Consider the following 20,256-nt stretch of genomic DNA (forward strand, 5'->3'; position numbering starts at 1 on the left):
GATGCCCGGCCCCTCTTCTGTTCCTGAGGATTCGTGCTGAGGTCTCGCCCGACTCAGTTCGCGACGCGCGCCGCGATGTCGGTGCGGAACTGAGCACCCTCGAGCGCAATCTGACCGATCGCGTCGTAGGCACGAGCCCGCGCATCGGTGAAGTCGCTGCCGACCGCGACGACGCTGAGCACGCGGCCACCGGTTGCGATGAAGGTGTTGCCGTCGAGTCGGGTCGCCGCGTGCGCGATCGAGACGCCGGGCACGGCGGATGCGGCGTCGAGTCCGGTGATCGCACGCCCGGTGATCGGGGTCTCCGGATAGTTTTCGCTGGCCAGAACCACGGTCACTGCGACATCCGTTGAAAACTCGGGACGGGCGACGTGTGCGAGCTCACCGAGCGCGGCGGCCAGCAGCAGACCGGAGAGCGGCGTGATCAGTCGCGGCAGAACGACCTGGGTCTCGGGGTCGCCGAAGCGTGCGTTGAACTCGATGACGCGGATGCCCGCATCCGTCAGAATGAGCCCGCAGTAGAGCAGCCCGATGAACGGGGTGTCTTCGGCGGCCAGCTGGCGCACGGTGGGCAGGGCGACGGTTTCGATGATCTCGTCGACGAAGGCCTGCTCGCTGCCGAACTGGGTGTCGAGCCAGGGCAGCGGGGAATAGGCGCCCATGCCGCCGGTGTTCGGGCCGGCGTCGCCGTCGGCGAGGCGTTTGAAGTCCTGGGCGGGGGAGAGCGGCAGCACGTTGTGGCCGTCGCTAAGCAGGAAGAGGGAGACCTCCTGGCCGTCGAGGAACTCCTCGATCAGCACGCTGCCGTGCTGCAACCAGAAAGTGGAGTGGGCAAGCGCGGCGTCGCGGTCGGACGTGACGAGCACGCCCTTGCCGGCGGCGAGGCCGTCGGCCTTGACGACATACGGGGCACCGAACTCATCGAGGGCCGCTTCGGCCTCGGCCAGGGTGCCGGCGCGCACGGCGCGGCCGGTGGGAACACCGGCCTCATCCATGATGCGCTTGGCGAAGGTCTTGCTGCCTTCGAGGGCGGCGGCGGCCTTGCCCGGCCCGAAGACGGGGATGCCGCGGGTGCGGAGCGCATCGGCGACACCGGCGACGAGCGGGGCTTCCGGCCCGATCACGACGAGCTCGATGCTGTGCAGGGTGGCGTAGTTGGTGACGGCTTCCGGGTCGTTCGCGTCGAGCGCGACGACGGGAACGTCGGCGGCGATTCCGGCATTGCCGGGCGCCGCGATGACCTCGTGACGAGGCTCGCCGCTTCGGTCTTCACGAAGCAGTGCGGTGATGATTGCGTGCTCGCGGGCACCAGAGCCAAGAACCAGTATTTTCACTGGTTCAGGTTACCGGATGCGGCTGGCGCCGTCCCGTCGTCGTGGGCGGGGGCATCCGTCGGCTTGCCCTGCACGGTGGTGGCTAACTCCGGGAATTTCAGGTTCTGTCTGGTTTCGGGCCCGGAATGACGCGGGTGCAGTCTGTCGACAGCGAGGATTGCCGGAGTTAGCCACACATCGGCGGGAGCAACGCGGCCAGCGGGAGCCGGTATCCGTCCGCGAGTTGTCACAGATAGCCCCTTCAGCCGAGTTCAAGGGGCTATCTGTGGCAACTCGCGAGTAACGGGCGTGCCCGGCGTGTGCACGCGAGCGCGGACCGGTAGGCCGGGGATGACGCACGGGCGACAATTGAGGCATGGCACGAGCGAGAATCGACGACCCGGCGGGACTGAGCGCTGTGCGCGAATGGGCGGGGGCACCGGATGTCGCACCGCGCGACGTGCGCGCCCTGGCCGTGCGCTACACCCTCCAGTTGCTGGCCGAGAAGGCCGAAGGCAACACTCTCGAGGTGCGGGTGCCGCCCTTCGGCGCCGTGCAATGCATCGAGGGTCCTCGGCACACGCGGGGAACACCGCCGAACGTCGTCGAGATGGATGCCGCCACCTGGCTCGAACTCGCAACGAGCCGGCTGGTGTGGTCCGACGGGATCGCGACCGGCCGCATCCATGCGTCGGGTCAGCGGGCCGACCTGTCTGGCGAGCTACCGATCGTCGGCTTCTGAACCGGCGCGACGGCGGGGCGGCGGGGCCGGACGCGCGGGCCGCTCCCGACGCAACGGAGCCGCCCGGCGAGCGTGAGCCAAGGCACGCGGTGACAGATTCCCTGCCGCAGCGCCCCGAGCTTTCCGCGACGCTGGGCGGCCCGGAGTTCGCGCGCTGGTATTGGACGAAAGACGAGCTCGCTGCCTTCAGCCGCACCCGTGGACTTCCCACTTCCGGCGGCAAGCTCGTGCTGGCCAGCCGAATCGGCGCGTTTCTCGAGGGTCGTGCGCAGCCCGCTGCCGCCCCGCGCCCGGCGCCCGGCAGGCAGCTGAAGGAACCCCTTTCTGCTCGGACCGTTGTGCCGCGAGGCCAGCGGTGCAGCCAGATACTTCGAGCCTGGTTCACCGATCAACTCGGGCCCGGCTTTCACTTCGATGCGCCGATGCGCGAGTTCTTCGCAACCGGTGACGGTACCGCGACCCTCGCGGACGCGCTCGCGCACTGGGCGAACACCCGCAACGCCGAGCCCTCCGAGATCGCACCGCAGTTCGAGCTCAATCGGTTCACTCGCGACTGGCACCTGAGAAACCCGGGCGGCGACCGCGAGCAGATGCTGCGGGCGTGGAAGCGACACCGTTCGCTGCCGGCCGACCTGCGAAAACGCCCCTGAGGTGCCAATTTCTGCTAGTTGCGAGCGCGCAAAGTCATACGGTCGTAGCAACGCTCTGATTCAAGGAGCGTTCCAAGGTCAAACTGTTTCCCCCAGATACGCGCACGGAGTTCGTTGATTTGGTGTGCGCAGGAGTTTCGGTGAACGACGCGTGCCGTCGTTTGGGCGTGGCAAGGCGAACCGGATCGAAGTGGTGGAACCGGTCTGGGCGGATGAAGTTAGACATGGGACGCGAGGGTGGCCTCTCAGATCCGGCACCCTCCCCGACCGGGCCCGGCGAACGGGCGTTGAGCTTGGCGGAGCGAGGCATGATCCAGATGGGCCGGCGGAGCGGGATGAGCTACGCAGACATCGGTGAAGCGATCGGCCGGAACAAGTCGGTGGTCTGGCGGGAGGTGAACCGCAACACCAGCTCGGACGGGACCTACTACGCGTCGCGGGCGCACACGAAAGCGCATCAGTCGCGCCGGCGGCCGAAGCCGTTGAAGCTGGTCGAGAACGAGGCGCTCTGCGCGCTGATCGCGGTCTGGATGGGTGACGGGTGGAGCCCGAAACTGATCTCGTCGATGTTGGCGTTCTACTTCGGCGATGATCAGACTATGCAGGTGAGTCACGAGACGATCTACCAGGCGCTCTACGTTCAAACCCGCGGCAGCCTGCGCGCGGACCTGGCCGAGAAGCTGAGCCTGAAGCGGAAGAAACGTGTTCCGCACGACGCGGACCGGAAGTCGAACAGCCCCTACAAGGAGGCGTTCAAGATCAGCCAGCGGCCGGCCGAAGTCGCGGACCGGGCAGTCCCCGGGCATTGGGAGGGCGACCTCATCATCGGCTGTGATGGGACCGCGATCGGCACCCTGGTGGAGCGGGTGACCCGGTTCACGATCCTGCTCCACCTGCCGGGCGATCACACCGCCGAGACGGTCGCCGCCGCGATGATCAGCGAGATGGGGAAACTGCCCGATCACCTGCGCCGCTCGGTCACCTGGGACCGCGGCACGGAACTTGCCGAATACGCCAAAATCCAAACCGACCTGAACACGACGCTCTACTTCTGCGACCCGCACTCGCCCTGGCAGCGCGGCACCAACGAGAACACGAACCGGCTCTTACGGTTCTGGTTCGAGAAAGGCTCAGACCTCTCCGTTCACACCCCGGACGAGCTCCGACTGGTCGCCGCGAAGCTGAACCGCCGACCCCGCCCCACCCTCAACCTCGAGACCCCGGCCAACCGGCTGGCCCAGCTGCTCCTCGCAGCATGACAACCCCGCGTTGCTCCCACCGCTTGACTTTGCCGCGCCCGCGACTAGCAAAAGTTGGCACCTCACGGCCAAGTACGGCCAAGTACGGCGCTAGGCGAGGATCGCCGCGACCTCCGCGAGGGTCGGCATCGAGCTGGTCGCGCCGGCCCGCGTGACCGAGACCGATGAGGCGGTCGTCGCCCAACGCACGGCGTCGATCATCTCGTCCTCGGTCGGGGCAGCGGTCTGGTCCGCGCGCGACGCCAGGCGCGCGACGAGTGAGCCGACGAAGGTGTCGCCGGCGGCCGTCGTGTCGATCGCCTTCACCGGGCGGGCCGGCGCGACGCCGAGCACGGTTCCGTTGTGCGCGATGACCGAGCCCTGCGAGCCGAGGGTCACGATCGCCCAGGTGTTGCCGGCGCTCAGCGCTTCGGCGGCCGCCACAGGGTCGCTCTCGCCGGTCAGTTCGGCGGCTTCAATCTGGTTCGGCACGATCAGATCGACCGAGGCCAGAAAACCGTCGGGCAACGGCATGACCGGCGCCGGCGTGAGCACGGTGAAGACGCCGGCGGCGCGGGCGAGCGCGATTCCCTCGACGAGCACCGACAACGGCAGCTCGCACTGCATCACGAGATAGCCGCTGCCTTCGATGGATGCGCGCTGCGGCTCGCTGAGTGAGGTGACGGTTGCGTTCGCGCCCGACACCACCACGATCGAGTTCTCACCGGAGTCGACAACGGAGATGTGCGCGGTGCCGGTGGGGGCATCCGTCGTGGCCAGGCCATCGGTGCGCATGCCTTCGGTCGTCATCAGCGCGCGGAGTTCAGAACCGTAGGCGTCGCTGCCCACCGCCCCCAGAAACTCAACCGATCCGCCGAGTCGCGCCGCTGCGACCGCCTGGTTCAATCCCTTGCCGCCGGGAACCGTGCTGAAGCCCGATCCGAATATCGTTTCGCCCGGGAGCGGAAGTCGAGATTGCCGAACAACAAGGTCCATATTGGCGCTGCCGAGCACCGCGATCGTAGTCATCCGCACAGTCTGCCAGTCCACGCGAGCTGTTCGCATCTCGAGGCTTGCTCGGCTCGGCGGCGCCGCCGCCGGCGGCTTCGAAGCGTGACGCGGGCGCCTCGCACGTCGCACGCATCCGAGGCAACACCGCGCTGAGGGGTCGCACATCGACCTTCGTTGACCCCGGGAAGGTCGATATGCGACCCCTCAGGGCGAAAAAACGGTGCTAGCCGGCCCGTCGCACCGGAACCACGAGCAGTGCATCGCTCGACGGATGCCGAATCACCTCGACCGGATGCCGGTAGACGGCGCTGATCCGCTCGGCGGTGAGCACCTCGTCGGGGGTTCCGCTGGCCACCACCCGCCCCTGCTCCAGCAGGGTGATCCGGTCGGACCAGGCCGCGGCAAGGGTCAGATCGTGCAGCACCACGACCACCGCGTGGCCAGCCCTGGCGCGGTCGCGCGCCACCTGCAGCACGGCTTCCTGATGGCCGAGATCGAGCGCGGCTGTCGGCTCGTCGAGCAGCAGGATGCCGGTGTTCTGTGCCAGCACCCGGGCGAAAGCCGCCCGGGCACGCTCGCCGCCGGAGAGCGAGGGGATGCGGCGATGCTCGAGGTGCCGAACGTCGGCGGCGGAGAGCGCCGCCGTTACCAGGGAGTCGTCGTCGTCTTCCTGACTGGTGCGCGCCCAGGGGGCCCGCCCCATTTCGACGACCTGGCGCACGGTGAATCCGAAGAACACCGTGTGGTCCTGCAGCAGCACGGCGCGCTGTCGGGCGAGTTCCCGCAACGACACCTCCTCCAGCGGAAGGCCGTTGATTCTCACGCCGCCGGCGGATGCCGCCTGGTCGCCGGCGATCACGCCGAGGAGGGTTGATTTTCCGGCACCGTTCGGCCCGATCAACGCATGCACCTCGCCGGCGCGGGCGGTGAAGCTGACCGCGTCGATGATGCGACGTCCGTCGATCTCGACGGTGACGGCATCCGTTTCCAGAGCGGGCGCACTCATGCCCAGCCCCCTTCGCGCTGCCGGGTGCGTCGCAGCAGCCAGAAGAAGAACGGCCCGCCGACGAGCGCGGTGAGCATGCCGATCGGCAAATCGGCCATCGGAACCGCGGTGCGCGCCACGAGATCGGCCGTGACGAGCAGCAGGGCGCCGCCGAGCACGCTCGCGATCAGCAGCGGCAGGTGGGCCGGACCGATGATCATGCGCATGAGGTGCGGAATGACGAGGCCGACGAAGCCGATGATCCCGGCGAACGAGACCGCGGCGCAGACCAGAAGGGCCACGATCACGATGACAACGATGCGCACGAGCTCCACATTGACGCCGAGGTGACGGGCGCTGCGCTCGCCGAGTGAGAACAGGTCGAGCGTGCGGGCGAGCAGAAAGGCCACGATCAGTCCTACTGCGATCAACGGCAGCATCACCCCGACCTGCTCCCAGCGGGCACCGTTCAGGCTGCCAAGTTGCCAGAACACGATCTGCTCGCGCGCGCCGGTGTCGCCGAGAAAGGTGAGCAGGGCGAGCCCGGCGCCGGCCACCGCATTGACCGCGATGCCGGTGAGCACCAGGGTCACGATCTCGGTGCGGCCATTCGACCGGCTGGACAGATAGATCACCAGCGTGGTCACCAGTCCGGCGACGAACGCGACGGCCGCGATGGTCCATTCGCCGATGAAGGTCCAGCCGAAGACGATGCTGACGGATGCCCCGAGCGCGGCCCCTGAGGACACCCCCACCACACTCGGCTCGGCCAGCGGGTTGCCGAAAACCGCCTGCATGAGCAGGCCGGCCGCAGCCAGGGCGGCACCGATCAGCAGCGCCATCACGATGCGCGGAAAGCGGATCGTCCAGAGGGCGGCATCGGTCAGCTGGGCGGCGGAGTTCTGCGCGGTGTCGATGCCGAGCGCCCGCCCGATCGAGGCGATCACGTCGGCGGGGGAGACCTGAACCTGCCCGCTCCCGGCCGCGACGAGCACGACGAGCAGAAGAGCCGAGCTGAGGCCGATGTAGAGCCACGTGCGGCGGGCGGCGCCGGGAGGGCGACGGGCCGCACGGCGGCCGGCGTTCGGCTCGAGGGGAGGCGAGGCAGGCGCCGAACCGGGCGGCAGGCCGATCGTCGAGTCTTGCGCCGAATCAGGCGGCGTGCCGGCGAGCGTCTCAGTCATGGCTTGCCCCGTCCGCGCCCGGCGCGTAGATGGCCCGGGCGAGGGCATCGAGAACCTCGGGCGTGCGCGGGCCGAACGCCAGCACCTGGTCGTCGGCCATGTTGACGATGCGGCGGTTCTGCCCGGCCGGGGTCGCCGCAATCGCCGGGATGCTCTCAAGCAGGCCGTCGACGCCGCCGACGGATTCGAGGCCGGTCGTCATCACCAGCAGCAGGTCGGGCGCCGTCGCGACGAGGGCCTCCGCCGTGAGCGGCTTCATCCCCTGCCAGCCGATCTCCGAGGCCACGTCGATCCCGCCGAGGCTGTCGATCAGGGAATCGGCACCGGATTCGGCCCCGAAAATGTAGTAGATGCTCGCCGCCCCGCGCATGTAGAGAAAGAGGATGCGGGGGCGATCCGCAACCGCGGTCGGGGCCAGGGCCGCGATGTCGGCGATGGTGGTGGCCGTGTCGGCGGCGAGCCGTGCGTTCAGTTTCTGCCCGACCTCTGGAACGCCGAGCGCCGTGGCAACCTGATCGATCAGGATTTCGTTGTCACCGATGCTGCGCTGTGCCGTGATCACGACGATCGGGATGCCCGCCTCGCGCAGCTGGGTGAGCACGTCACGCGATCCCACCGTGCGGTCGGTGAGGATGAGGGTCGGAGTCAGGCTGAGCACCGCCTCAGCCGCGAGCTCGTGTCCGTTCTGGGTCACCAGGGGGAGGTCGGCCGTGCCGGGGAACTCCGTCGAGTTGTCGCGGGCGACCACCCGGTCGCCGAGCCCCAGCGCGAAGACGGTGGCGGCCAGGGTGCCCGACCGGTCGATCGCGATGATGCGGTCGACATCCGTCACCGTGACGGAATTGCCATCGTTGTCGGTCACAGTGACGGGCAATGCCGGCGCCGGATGCTTCGCGATCGGCTCGACGGCGCGCGTGGGCAGGCAGGCGGTGGATTCCCCGATCAGTGATGTCGGCGGGCCGGCCGCCGTCACCTCGGAAAGCGGAACGTCAGCACCCGGGCAGTCGGGAGCGGAGCTTGAAGCGGAGGAATCACTCGGCTTGACGGTGGCGATCGCGCTGCAGCCGACGAGAGATGTGGCGACGATGACGGCGAAAAAAGCGCTGGTCAGACGGCTTTGCGAAGAGGAGAGGGGCACAATTATTTAGGATAGCCTATCCTCAGCTTGACAGTATCTTCGCGCAGCCCCTACGGTAAGCATAGCCTCACCTAACCTGGCGGGGCTTCCCTTGTTCTGGTTCTCGCGCAGCGCCGCGACGCATCTTTCGGTGCGCTCGTCGTCGGTCGTGCGGCCCGCCGGTGGCGTTCCTGCCGGCGTGCCCTCGACGCGCCTTCGGCGTGCCCGTCGGCGTGCGCGAACTTCACCATGTCTGGAGTTTTCGTTCCATGATCCACACGTCCCCGCCGGCGAACCGGTTCCGCACGATACTGGCGACTCTTGTCGTCGGCCTTCTCGTCGGCGGTGCATCCGTCGGGACGGCAGCGCCGGCGCTCGCCGCTGAAGCAGCCGCGACACCGACCGTCACCGCAACCGAGGCCCCGGTCGGCGGCGGTCAGGTCACCGTCTCGGGAAGCGGTTTCGCGGCGGTGGGTCCAGGGTTTTACCTGGCGCTGGCACCGGCCGGACTGGCCGGCTTCTACCCCGCTTCCGGGCAGATGCTCGGAACCCAGGTGATTGTCCCGGCCACTGACGGCACGTTCGCCGCCACCATGACCGTGCCGGCTCCCGTCGAGGGCGGCTTCGCTTTCTACACCTCCAAGGCCCATGGCATCGGAATTTCTGACAAGAGCGAGGACACCGTCACGCCGGTGCGGTTCGCTGCGCCTCCAACGCCAGAGCCAACGCCGGAGCCGACTGTGGAGCCCACACCGGAACCCACCGCCCCGCCGACTCCGGTGCCGTCGCCCGAGCCACCGGTGACGCCGGCCCCGGTTCCGACTGTGACGGTGTCGAAGACGACCGGTCTGAACGCGGATGGCGAGACCGTCACCGTGCGTGGCACCGGTTTCTTGCCGTCCGCCCCGGCGACGTCGGGCACGCGCCCGCCGCTGGCCGGAACGTTCACCGGCACGTACGTCGCATTCGGCAAGTTCGCGGATGTCTGGCAGCCGTCGACCGGCGCTGCGTCAGCGACGCGAGTGACCGGCGACTCGAAGTGGGCTTTGCTCGCTGCCAACATGGCGACCGTGGGCGGTGCGCCCGCCGGGGCGGTTGAGTTGAAGGCCGACGGCACGTTCGAGACCACGCTGACCGTGAAGAAGGGCTACGACAAAGAGCCGGCCACCGGCAACTACGGCATCTACACCTACCCGGGCGGCGGAGCGAAGTTTGCACCGTTCGAGACGAAAACCGCGCTCACCTTCGCGGACTCGACCACACTCCCGCCGGTCACGCCGCCGGTGACACCCACGACGCCTCCGGTGGTTCCGCCCGTGACGCCTCCGGTAACCCCGCCGGTTTCCACGCGGGCGCCCGCAACCGGGTCGCTCAGCTGGGGAGTCAGCCAGGCGTTCCAGGACTACATCACCGGCCCGATCGCCCGCGGCAGCATTAGCGTCTCGAACGGCGCCACGTCGGGCGGGGGCAACTACCGCTTCGGTCAGGCCGGCGGCTCTTACAGCGCCGACACTCAGACCGGAACGGTGAATTACGCCGGCGCCGTGCGTTTCGTTGGGCACGGCGGCATCCTCGACCTCAACTTCTCCTCCCCGACCGTGCGCATCGATTCGGCAACGAGCGGCGTCTTCCAGATCACAGTCAACGGAAGCCGGGTTGACCTCGGCACGGTGAATCTTGCGGCTCGGAGCGCGATGCAGAATGGCGCGTTCACCGTGACGGATGCCCCGGTCACCTTGACCAGTGCCGGCGCCACCGCGTTCCAAGGCTTCTATGCCGCCGGAACCGCACTCGCACCGCTCAGCTTCACGATCGGTGCCGTCGGCGCTGCCCCAGCCGGCGAGCAGGGAACCATCAGTCGGGCCGTCTTCGCCTCGACGAAACCCGCAGTTGTCACTGAGCAGCCGCCCGTCACAGTGGCGGCCGGATGCACCGTGTCGGCCGCGACGCTCAGCTGGGGCTTCAAGGAAGGGTTCCGCAGCTACCTCACCGGCGCCATCGCCAATGGTGACTGGGTTCTCGGCGGCGGAACGACCTATGCCGACGGACAGTTCGGTTGGACCGGGGGAACCGGGGCCATCGACTCGGCAGCCTCAACCGGCCTCGTTTCCTGGGGCGGCGACGTGCGCTTCACCGGGCACGAGGGCATCCTCGACACGAAAATCGGGAACCCTCGTCTCGAGTTCGTCGATGCGGCAACCGCCTACCTCGTCGTCGACGTCAGCGGCAGCACTCAGATGGGTGAAGCAGTGGATGCCGCTGGAGTGCGTTTTGTGCAGCTCGACCTGGCCGCATCCGCCCCGACCGTCGTGACAGCCGAGGGGGCGTCACCGACTCAGACGGTTACGCTCCGCAACGTTCCGGCGACACTGACCGCGGCGGGTTCCGCAGCGTTTGGAACCTATCCGGCCGGCGAGGCGTTCGACCCGGTGAGTGCCACGTTCGCCCTGGCGCCCGACTGTGCGGAAGGGGTTGCCGCTGTGACGAATCTTGAACGCGCTGACGAGGCGACGCCGGTCTCCGCAGTTCCTGCGGCCAATGTTGACCAGTCCAACTGGCTGCTCTGGAGCATCATTGCGGTGCTTCTCGCCGCCGTCATCGTGCTCGCGATCCTGTTCCGTCGCAGCGTGATCGCCGGCCGCTCGACGAAGTAGCCCCGTACGGCACGCTCGCCCCGGCCCCTCCCGCACTTGCGGGGGAGCCGGGGCGCTGCTGTCTGCGGCCGGCCCGTCCGGTTTCGACGGCCCCAGCGACGGCCCCAGCGCAGGCGACACTCATGCGACAATAGAACCGTGAGTTCTGCAGAACAGCCAGCACAGCCCGACACCCCCAACGAACCCGATCACACGGCTCCCGAATCCGGTGAGCCGGTCGTGACTGAGACCACCGCTCTGGTGCATCGCTCCCCGCGCTACTTCAACTTCATGTTGGTCGGCGCGATCATCGGCGCCGTCGTCGCCTTCGTGCTCACTGTCGCATTCCCCGACAACCCCGACTTCGGCAAAACCCAGGTTTTCGGGTTTCTGCTGCTGGCCGGCGTGACCTTTGGCGTCGCCCTCGGCTCGCTCGTCGCCCTCATTCTCGACCGCGTCGGCCGCTCGCGCACCGTCGTCGTCGACAAGATCGTTGAAAAAGCTACACCCGCCGATCCGGCCCCGGATGCTGACCACAGCAGCCGTTCTTCCAACGAAAACTCAGAGTAAAGGGGCTGCGGCGTGCCTGGTGGCGACGGACTGTTAAGTCACGATCTTCTTCCCGGTGAGAAGGGGCCGCAGGATGCCTGTGGAGTCTTCGGTGTCTGGGCTCCCGGCGAAGAGGTGGCGAAGCTCAGCTACTTCGGCCTCTACGCGCTGCAGCACCGCGGCCAGGAATCGGCTGGTATCGCCACGAGCGACGGCAGCAAGATCCTCATCTACAAAGACATGGGACTCGTCTCCCAGGTCTTCAACGAGTCGGCGCTGAGCACGCTCCTCGGGCACATCGCCGTCGGGCACACGCGCTACTCGACGACCGGATCGTCGAGCTGGCAGAACGCGCAGCCGACTCTCGGCCGCACGACCAGCGGCACCGTCGCCCTCGGCCACAACGGCAATCTGACGAACACCGCCGAGCTGATGCAGCTCGTGCACGAGCGCTACCCCGAAGCTGACGGCGAGCTGCGTCGCGGAAACACCACCGACACGGCGGTCATCACCGCGCTGCTCATCGGCGATAAGGAGCACACGCTCGAGCAGACCGCTCTCGAAGTGCTGCCGCGCCTGCGCGGCGCCTACTGCCTGGTCTTCATGGACGAGTCCACCCTCTACGCCGCCCGCGACCCACAGGGCGTTCGCCCGCTGGTGCTCGGCCGCCTCGAGCGCGGCTGGGTCGTCGCCTCCGAGACCGCTGCCCTCGACATCGTCGGCGCCAGCTTTGTGCGCGAGGTCGAGCCGGGTGAGCTGATCACCATCGACGAGAACGGCCTGCGCACGCAGCGGTTCGCCGAGTCCAAGCCTGCCGGCTGCGTCTTCGAATACGTCTACCTCGCCCGCCCCGACACCACCATCGCCGGTCGTGGCGTGCACGAGGCTCGCGTTGAGATGGGTCGCAAGCTCGCGGCCGAGCATCCGGTCGAGGCCGACCTTGTCATCCCGACTCCTGAGTCGGGAACCCCGGCGGCCATCGGTTACGCCCAGGCCTCCGGCATCCCGTTCGGCCAGGGTCTTGTCAAGAACTCCTACGTCGGCCGCACCTTCATTCAGCCCTCGGAAACCATCCGTCAGCGGGGCATCAAGCTCAAGCTCAACCCGCTCAAAGAGGTCATCAAGGGCAAGCGTTTGATCGTCGTCGACGACTCGATCGTGCGCGGTAACACCCAGCGCGCCCTGGTCAACATGTTGCGCGAGGCCGGCGCCGCCGAGGTGCACGTGCGCATCTCGAGCCCGCCCATCACCTGGCCGTGCTTCTACGGCATCGACTTCGCGTCGCGGGCCGAACTCATCGCAACCGGCCTCGGTGTCGACGAGGTGCGTCAGGCGATTGGGGCCGACTCGCTCGGTTACCTCTCAGAAGACGGCATGATCGCCTCGACCGAGCAGCCGCGCGAGCGCCTCTGCACGGCGTGCTTCACGGGCGAATACCCGATTCCGCTGCCCGATTCGCAGCACCTCGGCAAGAACCTGCTCGAGCGTCAGCCGGCATCAAACGGATGCGACCCCGGCCCCGACGCGGAGTTCGAGTCGGTGCTCGAGGTGGCCCCCTCCCTCACCGTTTCAACCCCCGGCGCACCCGTGCGTTCCATCGGCGATCCAGGAAGACAAGAATGAGCAACGCTTCATACGCCGCAGCCGGCGTCGACACCACCGCAGGCGACCTCGCCGTCGAACTGATGAAGGCGGCCGTCAGCCGCACTCACGGACCCGAGGTTCAGGGCGGCTTCGGTGGTTTCGCCGGCCTCTACGACGTCTCGTTCCTGACCAGCTTCCGCCGGCCGCTGCTCGCCACCTCCACCGATGGCGTCGGCACGAAGGTCGCGATCGCGCAGGCCATCGACAAGCACGACACCATCGGCCAGGACCTCGTGGGCATGGTCGTCGATGACATCATCGTGGTCGGTGCCCGCCCCCTCTTCATGACCGACTACATCGCTTGCGGCAAGGTCGTTCCTGAACGCATCGCCTCGATCGTGGCCGGAATCGCGACCGCCTGTGCCGCCACCGGCACCGCGCTCGTCGGCGGCGAGACGGCGGAACACCCGGGCCTGCTCGGACCCGACGACTACGACGTGGCCGGCGCGGCCACCGGAGCCGTCGAGGCCGACGAGGTGCTCGGCGCCGACCGCGTCGAGCATGGTGACATCGTCATCGCCATGGCGTCGTCCGGCCTGCACTCCAATGGCTTCTCCCTCGTTCGCCACATCCTGGCCGAGCGCGGCGTTGCCTTCACCGACACCTCCGCCGAACTCGGCGGCCTCGTCGGTGAAGTGCTGCTCGAGCCCACCCGCCTCTACACCGCGCCGTTGCTGCGCGTGCTGGCCGAGCCGAGCCTGGCCGGAGCCGTACACTCGCTCAGCCACGTCACCGGCGGCGGCATTGCGGCCAACCTCGCCCGTGTTCTGCCCCTCGGCTCCTGGGCCGAACTGGAGCGCTCCACCTGGTCGCCGTTGCCGGTCTTCCGGGTGCTCAGCGACATGGCCGGTTCGACGCTCGAAAGCTCTGAGGGCACCTGGAACCTCGGCATCGGCATGTTCGCCGTCGTCAGGGCGGATGCCGCGCCCGCGGTCATCGCTCTGCTGGAGGCCGATGGCATCCCCTCCTGGGTTGCCGGGCGCGTCTCCACCGAAGTGCGCGATTTCACCGGATTCGAACAGGGTGCCAAGGGCGTCAACGGCGGCGCCGTGCGCCTGACCGGTTCGTTCGCGGTCTAGTCCTCCGACAGGCGACGTCTCAGGCAGACGCTGTCTCGAACAGACACCGCCTCACGCGAGGCTCGGCGCATTCCGTGTCGGGCCTCGCGTCAGCTTCGGGCCCATCCAAAAATGGGTCGCCGAAAGCCGAGCGTCGCTGCATTCGCTGCGACGCTCGGCTGTGCGGCAATGAACCAGGTCGATATCTCGCCGAATCGGCGATAGTACCGACTACGCGCGCTTTTGCTCGTCTTCGGGGGCGTAGTGGTCGACATAGTCGTCAGACTCGGCCGGCTCGTACTCCGGCCACTTGGCCAGGTCTTCGTCCAACCGATCTTCGCCGATTCGGCTTTCACCGATGCGAGGGTCGTCGGAAGGATGCCCCGTGAGCTCACGCTCAAGCGCGTTGTAGTTGGTGTCCGGGCTGAAATACTTCAACTCACGGGCAACCTTGGTGTGCTTTGCTTTTTGACGGCCGCGCCCCATGCGTGACCCCCTTACGATGCCAGGCCAAGTGAGGCGATGCCACTTGGGATTTACCGAACCGAATGTATGAAAACTAACCGCTAGTTTAGCATGGTGGGCCCGTTGCCCTGCGGCAGTGGTGCGAATCTCAATGTGAGCGATAGGGGAGTGGTGGCGAGCGAGCAAAGTGTGCCCGTCGTGATCATCGGCGCGGGCCAAGCCGGACTCTCCGTCGCCTACTATTTGCGGCGTTTCGAGATGGTTGCCGGCCGGGATTTCGTGATCTTCGACCGCGGGCCAGACGCCGGCGGCGCCTGGCAGCACCGGTGGGATTCGCTGCGCCTCGGCACGGCACACCACGTCAATGACCTTCCCGGTATGGCCGAGTTGGGCATCAGCTTTGACACGGCCGACCGCTCCCTGCCGGCGAGGGATGTCGTTGCCGACTACTACCGTCGCTATGAGGAGCACTTCGAGCTGCGGGTGGAGCGCCCGGTCGCCGTGACGTCCGTTTTCAACCGCCGTGCTGACCTCGTGGTGGCGTCGACGTCGCCGACTCCCGAATACGGTGAGCGCGAGACGACTGCTCGGCTGCTGGTGAACGCGACCGGCACCTGGGGTGCTCCGTTCGTTCCCTACTATCCCGGCGCGAACACCTTCGCCGGCCGCCATGTGCACACGGCGCAGTATCGATCGGCGGAGGAGTTCGCCGGTCAGCGGGTCGTCGTGGTGGGTGGCGGAACGTCGGCGATCGGCTTCCTCCTCGAACTCGAAAATGTCGCTGCCGAACTGACCTGGGCGGCCCGTCGCCCGATCGACTGGGTGCACACCGAAGAGCTCGACCTGGAGGGCGCCTCGGCAGCCGTTGCCGCCCAGGATGAGGCGGCCCGTAGCGGCCGGGCCCTGCCGAGCATCGTCAGCGGAACGGGTGTGCCCGTCAGTCGCCGCATCGCCGCCGGCATCGAACGCGGTCTCCTTGTCGCCCGCCCCATCTTCACCGCGATCGAACCGAACGGGGTGCGCTGGTCAGATGGCAGCTTCACCGAAGCGGATGCGATCATCTGGGCGTCGGGATTCCGGCCGGAACTGCGCCACCTCGCGCCGCTCAAGCTGCGGGAGAAGGCGGGCGGGCTGACCGTCGGCGCCGGGGCATCCTGGACCGACCCGCGCATCTTCTTGGCCGGCTACGGCCCGCAGGCGAGCACCATCGGTGCGAACCGGGCCGGTCGCATGATCGCGCGGCAGATTGTGGCGCTGCTCTAACAGACACGTTGGTCGAGCTTGTCGAGACCACGTCTGCCAACCTCCGATCGCGGGGTGCGTTTGAGGTTCGGCTCTCTGGATCTCGACAAGCTCGATCGCCGGAACGACTCAAGCTGAGAGTTGGTGATCCCTACTTGCGCTTGCGCCTGCGGGATGCCGACGGGCGCGACTGCGGTGGCGGTCCGGCCACGACCGGTGCCGCCTTCTGTTCACTCGCCTTGTGCTCACCCGGCTTGTACTCACCCGGTGTCGCAACCGCCGCGGGTGCCAGGGGCTTCCGCGGGATCGGGCGAGGACGCACCGGCTCGCCACGGCGATCCTGGCCGGGAATCGGCCGTGACCGACGCCCGTAGATCAGCTCAGACGAGTCGAGCAGCCACGGCACGAGCGCGATCGTCACGCCGTGCACGAGCATCAGCTTCTGACGGATGCGACGCGCCTTGTGGTTGTGCAGCAGGTTCTCCCACCAGTGTCCGACGATGTAGATCGGCGTGTAGATGGTGACGACTTCTGAACCGTGCGCGGCGCGGTGTTCCTTGACGTAGTTGATCAGCGGGTAGCTGATGTCGCGGTAGGGCGACTCGACGACGCGCAGAGGCACCTGGATGTTCTGTTTCACCCAGTCGCGCTTGAGCTGCTTCGTCTCCTCGTCGTCGATCGACACGTGCACGGCCTCGATACTTTCGTGCCGTGCGGCGATCGCGTAGTCCAACGCTTTCAGGGTGGGCTTCTGCATTTTGCCGACGAGCACGATGGCGTGGTCACCCTGCGAGCCGAAGGTGGTGACGGGGTCGACCTCGATCTCCTTGGCGACATCCCGGTAGTAGCGGTTGACGCCGAGCATCAGGATGAACAGCACCGGCATCAACACGAACACGAGCCAGGCGCCGTGGGTGAACTTGGTGATGGTGACGACGATCAGCACCACGAAGGTGAGCATGGCGCCGAAGCCGTTGATCGTCAGGCTGCCGATGATGGAGGCGCGGTTCGGCGGATTCGTCTTCAGCAGGGCGAGCCAGTGGCGCACCATGCCGGTTTGGCCGAGCGTGAATGACACGAAAACGCCGATGATGTAGAGCTGAATCAGTACCGTCAGGTTGGCCTGGAAGACGATCAGGATCAGGCAGGCGGCGAGGGCGAGCAGCAGCACGCCGTTCGAGTAGATCAGGCGGTCGCCGCGGGTGCTCAGCGACTTGGGGGCGTAGGAGTCCTTCGCCAACACCGAGCCGAGCAGCGGGAAGCCGTTGAACGCCGTGTTGGCGGCCAGCAACAGCACGGCGGCCGTGGCAGCCTGCAGCACATAGAACAGGATCGTGTTGTTGCCGAACGTCGCCGCCCCGATCTGGGCGATCAGGCTGCGTTGCGGCGAGGTGGCGCAGTCGGTCCAGCCAATCAGATCGCAGGGGTTCTCGGCGTAGTGAACGCCCGAGACAAGAGCAAGTGTGGTCAGCCCGATGAACAGTGTGACGGCGATGCCGCCCATCAAGACGAGGGTCTTCTGCGCGTTCTTGATCTTCGGGCGGCGGAAGGCCGGAACACCGTTGGCGATGGCCTCGACACCGGTCAGGGCGCTACATCCGCTGGCGAACGAGCGCAGCAGCAGCAGGATGAACGCCGCCTGGCCGAGATTCTCGGCCTGTACGCCGTAGCTGGCTGACTCCGCGACAGGAGGGTCACCCATCACCGTGCGCGCGAGGCCGACGATGACGAGCAGTCCGGCGGTGGCGATGAAGAGGTAGGTCGGAAGGGCGAACGCCGTGCTCGACTCTCGAATGCCACGCAGGTTGGCCGCGGCGAGAATGACCACGAAGACGACGGCCATCTCCACCCTGAGCGGAGCCAGCTCCGGGAACGCCGAGATGATGTTGTCGACACCGCTGGCAATCGACACGACGACGGTCATCACATAGTCGACGAGCAGGGCGGATGCCACCACCAGGCCGGCCTTCTCGCCGATGTTCTTCGAGGCGACCTCGTAGTCGCCGCCACCAGAGGGGTAGGCCTTGATCAGCTGGCGGTACGACGCGACGACGACGAGCATGAGCACGACGACGGCGGCACCCACCCACGGGGTGAAGCTGAGCATCGCCAGGCCGCCGATGGTCAGGATCATCATCAGTTCTTGCGGCGCGTAGGCGACGCTCGACAGTGCGTCACTGGCGAAAATCGGGAGCGCGAGGCGCTTGCCCAGCAGCTGACCCTCGAGGTGTTCGCTCGGGAGTGGGTCACCGATGATCCACCGTTTGGGCGACCGGTTTTCACTGGGTGGAGTAGATGCCTCTTTTGTCACGAGGGACGACACTACTCCACTCAAACTCCGAGAAAGTACGGAATTGATAACAACTCGGGTATCGATTGTGACCACCGTGCACGGCGCGCCAAAGGCGAAACGGCCAGGCACGCCGGAGGGATTCCCCCGCTTGCTTTCGGCCGGGTGTTACTCGCCCGTCGCTTGAGCCGCGCCGATGACCCGCCAGAGGGCGCTCCGCAGAGTGGCGAGTTCGTCGATGCTCATGCCCAGCTGGTCGATGATGCGTGGCGGGATGCTCTCAGCTTCTGCTCGCAGTCTCACCCCGAGGTCGGTCAGCGAGATGTCGAGCATCCGCTCGTCGATGCTGCTGCGTTCGCGGGAGACGAGGCCGGTACTCTCCAGTCGCTTGAGCAGCGGGGAGAGGGTGGCCGGCTCGAGTTGCAGGGCGGAGCCGAGGTCTTTGACCGAGCGGGGGCTGCGCTCCCAGAGGGCCAGCATCACGAGGTACTGCGGGTGGGTGAGGCCGTAGGGCTCCAGGATCGGGCGGTAGATCGCGTTGACGCTGCGCGAGGCGATGGCCAGGGCGAAGCAGACCTGCTCTTCGAGCTGGAGCAGGTTGGGCGCGTCAGTGGGCATTGCCCCTCCAGTTTCGTGATTCGCGACTCTCAGTATTACTTAGTACACTAATCATTATGGCACGAACGACAAATTCTTCGGGCGCCGGACGCAAAGCCGGCGGACTCACGGCGTGGGTCAACCGCACGCTCTTTCCGTGGATCGGGCCGCCGCCGCTCGGCCCGTACACCGACGAGCCGGAGGCCGAGGTGCGCGCCGCGAAGGCGCAGTCGGTCTGCCCGATGTGTGGCGAGCTGATGAGCGTGCACGAGATCGATCGCTCGGGGGAGCGCACGCAGATCTATCACCCGACGCCGGAGCAGGCGGCGGAACGCCGGAAGGCGCTCGAGGCGGGGTAGCGCGTCACGCGGGTCGAACGCCGTCACGCGCGTTGGGTTCAACGCGCGTAGCGGTTTTCGACCCGCGCCGCAGCCTTGGAGTTACGCCAGCGCGCGCAGACGCGGCGCCAGGTCGCGCTCGAACAGCTCGAGGAAGCGCTTCTGGTCGTGGCCAGGGGAGTGGAAGACCAGGTGGTTGAGGCCCGCGTCGAGGTACGGCTTGATCAGCGCCACCGCTTCGTCGGGATCTGACGAGACGATCCAGCGCTTCGCGACCTGCTCGATCGGCAGCGCGTCGGCCGCGGCCTCCATCTCGATCGGGTCTTCGATCGAGTGCTTCTGCTCCGGGGTGAGTGAGAGCGGCGCCCAGAAACGGGTGTTTTCGAGTGCCAGTTCGCGGTCGGTGTCGTAGGAGATCTTGATCTCGATCATCCGGTCAATGGCGGATGCGTCGCGTCCGGCCTTCTCGGCGCCCTCGGCGACGGCAGGAAGCAGCTGCTCGGTGTAGAGCTCCATGCCCTTGCCGGAGGTGCAGATGAATCCGTCGCCGGCACGGCCGGCGTAGCGGGCGACGAGGGGGCCGCCGGCGGCGATGTAAACCGGGATCCCACCATCCGGAACGTCGTAGATCGACGCGCCCTTCGTGGTGTAGTACTCGCCCTCGAAGTCGACGCGATCGCCGACCCAGAGCTGGCGCATCAGGTCGACCGACTCGCGCAGCCGGGCGAAGCGCTCCTTGAACTCGGGCCAGTCGCCGGTGTAGCCGGTCGCGATCTCGTTCAGTGCCTCGCCGGTGCCGACGCCGAGCAGGATGCGCCCCGGGTAGAGGCAGCCCATGGTGGCGAAGGCCTGGGCGATCACCGCCGGGTTGTACCGGAAGGTCGGGGTGAGCACCGAGGTGCCGATCTGCACACGCTTCGTGCGCTCGCCGACGGCTGTCATCCAGGCCAGCGAGAACGGGGCGTGCCCGCCGACGTGCCGCCAGGGCTGGAAATGGTCGCTCACGGTCACGCTGTCGAGCCCGTGTTCCTCGGCCATGACGCCCAGTTCTACGAGATCGCGCGGCCCAAACTGTTCAGCCGATGCCTTCAAGCCCAATTTCAACACGGTGCCTCCACTTGTCACTGCGATCCTATTCGCAGCCGACGCCGGCCCGCCTTCTCACCAGGCATTCCGCCTGGAAATTTGCTCAGTTGAGCA

The 20,256-nt window shown here is 67.3% G+C and carries 19 protein-coding genes; 9 read left to right on the top strand and 10 right to left on the bottom strand.

The window, feature by feature from the left end; all coding sequences use genetic code 11:
- Positions 1-53: 53 nt before the first annotated feature.
- Together purD and AB4Y63_RS15075 are read right to left on the bottom strand one after the other, a co-directional pair.
- Positions 54-1,334, bottom strand: coding sequence for a phosphoribosylamine--glycine ligase (gene purD / locus AB4Y63_RS15070; RefSeq protein ID WP_441791882.1), 1,281 nt, complete (start codon positions 1,332-1,334; stop codon positions 54-56).
- Positions 1,331-1,564 carry a hypothetical protein gene (locus AB4Y63_RS15075; RefSeq protein WP_441791883.1) on the bottom strand — a complete coding sequence of 78 codons (234 nt, stop codon included), beginning with the start codon at positions 1,562-1,564 and terminating at the stop codon, positions 1,331-1,333. Before AB4Y63_RS15075 ends, purD begins: the two co-directional genes overlap by 4 nt.
- Positions 1,565-1,689: 125 nt before the next feature.
- On the opposite strand from AB4Y63_RS15075, the gene AB4Y63_RS15080 reads away from it, so the two are divergent.
- From AB4Y63_RS15080 to AB4Y63_RS15090, 3 genes are all read left to right on the top strand, one after another.
- Entirely contained in the window at positions 1,690-2,055 is a 366-nt protein-coding gene (locus AB4Y63_RS15080) for a sterol carrier family protein (RefSeq protein ID WP_441791884.1), read from the top strand.
- A gap of 89 nt (positions 2,056-2,144) precedes the next feature.
- Complete coding sequence (locus AB4Y63_RS15085) at positions 2,145-2,705, top strand: SAP domain-containing protein (RefSeq protein WP_441791885.1); 561 nt, start codon at positions 2,145-2,147, stop codon at positions 2,703-2,705.
- An 83-nt stretch (positions 2,706-2,788) separates the two neighbouring features.
- Positions 2,789-3,964 carry an IS30 family transposase gene (locus AB4Y63_RS15090; protein WP_441792040.1) on the top strand — a complete coding sequence of 392 codons (1,176 nt, stop codon included), beginning with the start codon at positions 2,789-2,791 and terminating at the stop codon, positions 3,962-3,964.
- 90 nt (positions 3,965-4,054) lie between these two features.
- Here AB4Y63_RS15090 and AB4Y63_RS15095 read toward each other — a convergent pair whose 3' ends face one another.
- The 4 genes from AB4Y63_RS15095 to AB4Y63_RS15110 all read right to left on the bottom strand — a co-directional run bounded on the left by AB4Y63_RS15095 (position 4,055) and on the right by AB4Y63_RS15110 (position 8,261).
- Positions 4,055-4,972 carry a ribokinase gene (locus tag AB4Y63_RS15095; RefSeq protein ID WP_441791886.1) on the bottom strand — a complete coding sequence of 306 codons (918 nt, stop codon included), beginning with the start codon at positions 4,970-4,972 and terminating at the stop codon, positions 4,055-4,057.
- A 205-nt stretch (positions 4,973-5,177) separates the two neighbouring features.
- On the bottom strand, positions 5,178-5,960 hold the full coding sequence (locus AB4Y63_RS15100) for a heme ABC transporter ATP-binding protein (protein ID WP_441791887.1): 783 nt from the start codon (positions 5,958-5,960) through the stop codon (positions 5,178-5,180).
- Positions 5,957-7,123: a FecCD family ABC transporter permease gene (locus AB4Y63_RS15105; RefSeq protein WP_441791888.1), complete on the bottom strand. Its 1,167-nt coding sequence runs from the start codon at positions 7,121-7,123 to the stop codon at positions 5,957-5,959. Before AB4Y63_RS15105 ends, AB4Y63_RS15100 begins: the two co-directional genes overlap by 4 nt.
- Positions 7,116-8,261, bottom strand: coding sequence for a heme/hemin ABC transporter substrate-binding protein (locus AB4Y63_RS15110; protein WP_441791889.1), 1,146 nt, complete (start codon positions 8,259-8,261; stop codon positions 7,116-7,118). Before AB4Y63_RS15110 ends, AB4Y63_RS15105 begins: the two co-directional genes overlap by 8 nt.
- 248 nt (positions 8,262-8,509) lie before the next feature.
- Here AB4Y63_RS15110 and AB4Y63_RS15115 point away from each other — a divergent pair, with 248 nt between their 5' ends.
- The 4 genes from AB4Y63_RS15115 to purM all read left to right on the top strand — a co-directional run bounded on the left by AB4Y63_RS15115 (position 8,510) and on the right by purM (position 14,145).
- Positions 8,510-10,894, top strand: coding sequence for an HtaA domain-containing protein (locus AB4Y63_RS15115; protein WP_441791890.1), 2,385 nt, complete (start codon positions 8,510-8,512; stop codon positions 10,892-10,894).
- Between the two features lie 138 nt (positions 10,895-11,032).
- Positions 11,033-11,443: a hypothetical protein gene (locus tag AB4Y63_RS15120; protein WP_441791891.1), complete on the top strand. Its 411-nt coding sequence runs from the start codon at positions 11,033-11,035 to the stop codon at positions 11,441-11,443.
- A 12-nt stretch (positions 11,444-11,455) separates the two neighbouring features.
- Positions 11,456-13,045 (top strand): amidophosphoribosyltransferase, encoded by a 1,590-nt coding sequence (gene purF, locus AB4Y63_RS15125; RefSeq protein WP_441791892.1) that lies wholly within the window; start codon positions 11,456-11,458, stop codon positions 13,043-13,045.
- Positions 13,042-14,145 carry a phosphoribosylformylglycinamidine cyclo-ligase gene (gene purM, locus AB4Y63_RS15130; protein WP_441791893.1) on the top strand — a complete coding sequence of 368 codons (1,104 nt, stop codon included), beginning with the start codon at positions 13,042-13,044 and terminating at the stop codon, positions 14,143-14,145. Before purF ends, purM begins: the two co-directional genes overlap by 4 nt.
- 210 nt (positions 14,146-14,355) lie before the next feature.
- Here the strand turns inward: purM and AB4Y63_RS15135 are convergent, their stop codons facing one another.
- Positions 14,356-14,610 (bottom strand): DUF3073 domain-containing protein, encoded by a 255-nt coding sequence (locus AB4Y63_RS15135; RefSeq protein WP_441791894.1) that lies wholly within the window; start codon positions 14,608-14,610, stop codon positions 14,356-14,358.
- A gap of 132 nt (positions 14,611-14,742) precedes the next feature.
- Between AB4Y63_RS15135 and AB4Y63_RS15140 the strand changes: the two genes are divergently transcribed.
- Positions 14,743-15,852 carry an NAD(P)-binding domain-containing protein gene (locus AB4Y63_RS15140; RefSeq protein WP_441791895.1) on the top strand — a complete coding sequence of 370 codons (1,110 nt, stop codon included), beginning with the start codon at positions 14,743-14,745 and terminating at the stop codon, positions 15,850-15,852.
- A gap of 130 nt (positions 15,853-15,982) precedes the next feature.
- On the opposite strand, the gene AB4Y63_RS15145 is transcribed toward AB4Y63_RS15140, so the two are convergent.
- Together AB4Y63_RS15145 and AB4Y63_RS15150 are read right to left on the bottom strand one after the other, a co-directional pair.
- On the bottom strand, positions 15,983-18,142 hold the full coding sequence (locus tag AB4Y63_RS15145) for an APC family permease (protein ID WP_441791896.1): 2,160 nt from the start codon (positions 18,140-18,142) through the stop codon (positions 15,983-15,985).
- A gap of 147 nt (positions 18,143-18,289) precedes the next feature.
- Positions 18,290-18,739 (bottom strand): MarR family winged helix-turn-helix transcriptional regulator, encoded by a 450-nt coding sequence (locus AB4Y63_RS15150; RefSeq protein WP_441791897.1) that lies wholly within the window; start codon positions 18,737-18,739, stop codon positions 18,290-18,292.
- Between the two features lie 56 nt (positions 18,740-18,795).
- On the opposite strand from AB4Y63_RS15150, the gene AB4Y63_RS15155 reads away from it, so the two are divergent.
- Positions 18,796-19,077 (top strand): hypothetical protein, encoded by a 282-nt coding sequence (locus tag AB4Y63_RS15155; protein WP_441791898.1) that lies wholly within the window; start codon positions 18,796-18,798, stop codon positions 19,075-19,077.
- Between the two features lie 81 nt (positions 19,078-19,158).
- Here AB4Y63_RS15155 and fgd read toward each other — a convergent pair whose 3' ends face one another.
- Entirely contained in the window at positions 19,159-20,163 is a 1,005-nt protein-coding gene (fgd, locus tag AB4Y63_RS15160; protein WP_441792041.1) for a glucose-6-phosphate dehydrogenase (coenzyme-F420), read from the bottom strand.
- Positions 20,164-20,256: the final 93 nt, after the last annotated feature.

The organism is Leifsonia sp. YAF41, from assembly GCF_052113185.1.
GTDB lineage: Bacteria > Actinomycetota > Actinomycetes > Actinomycetales > Microbacteriaceae > Cryobacterium.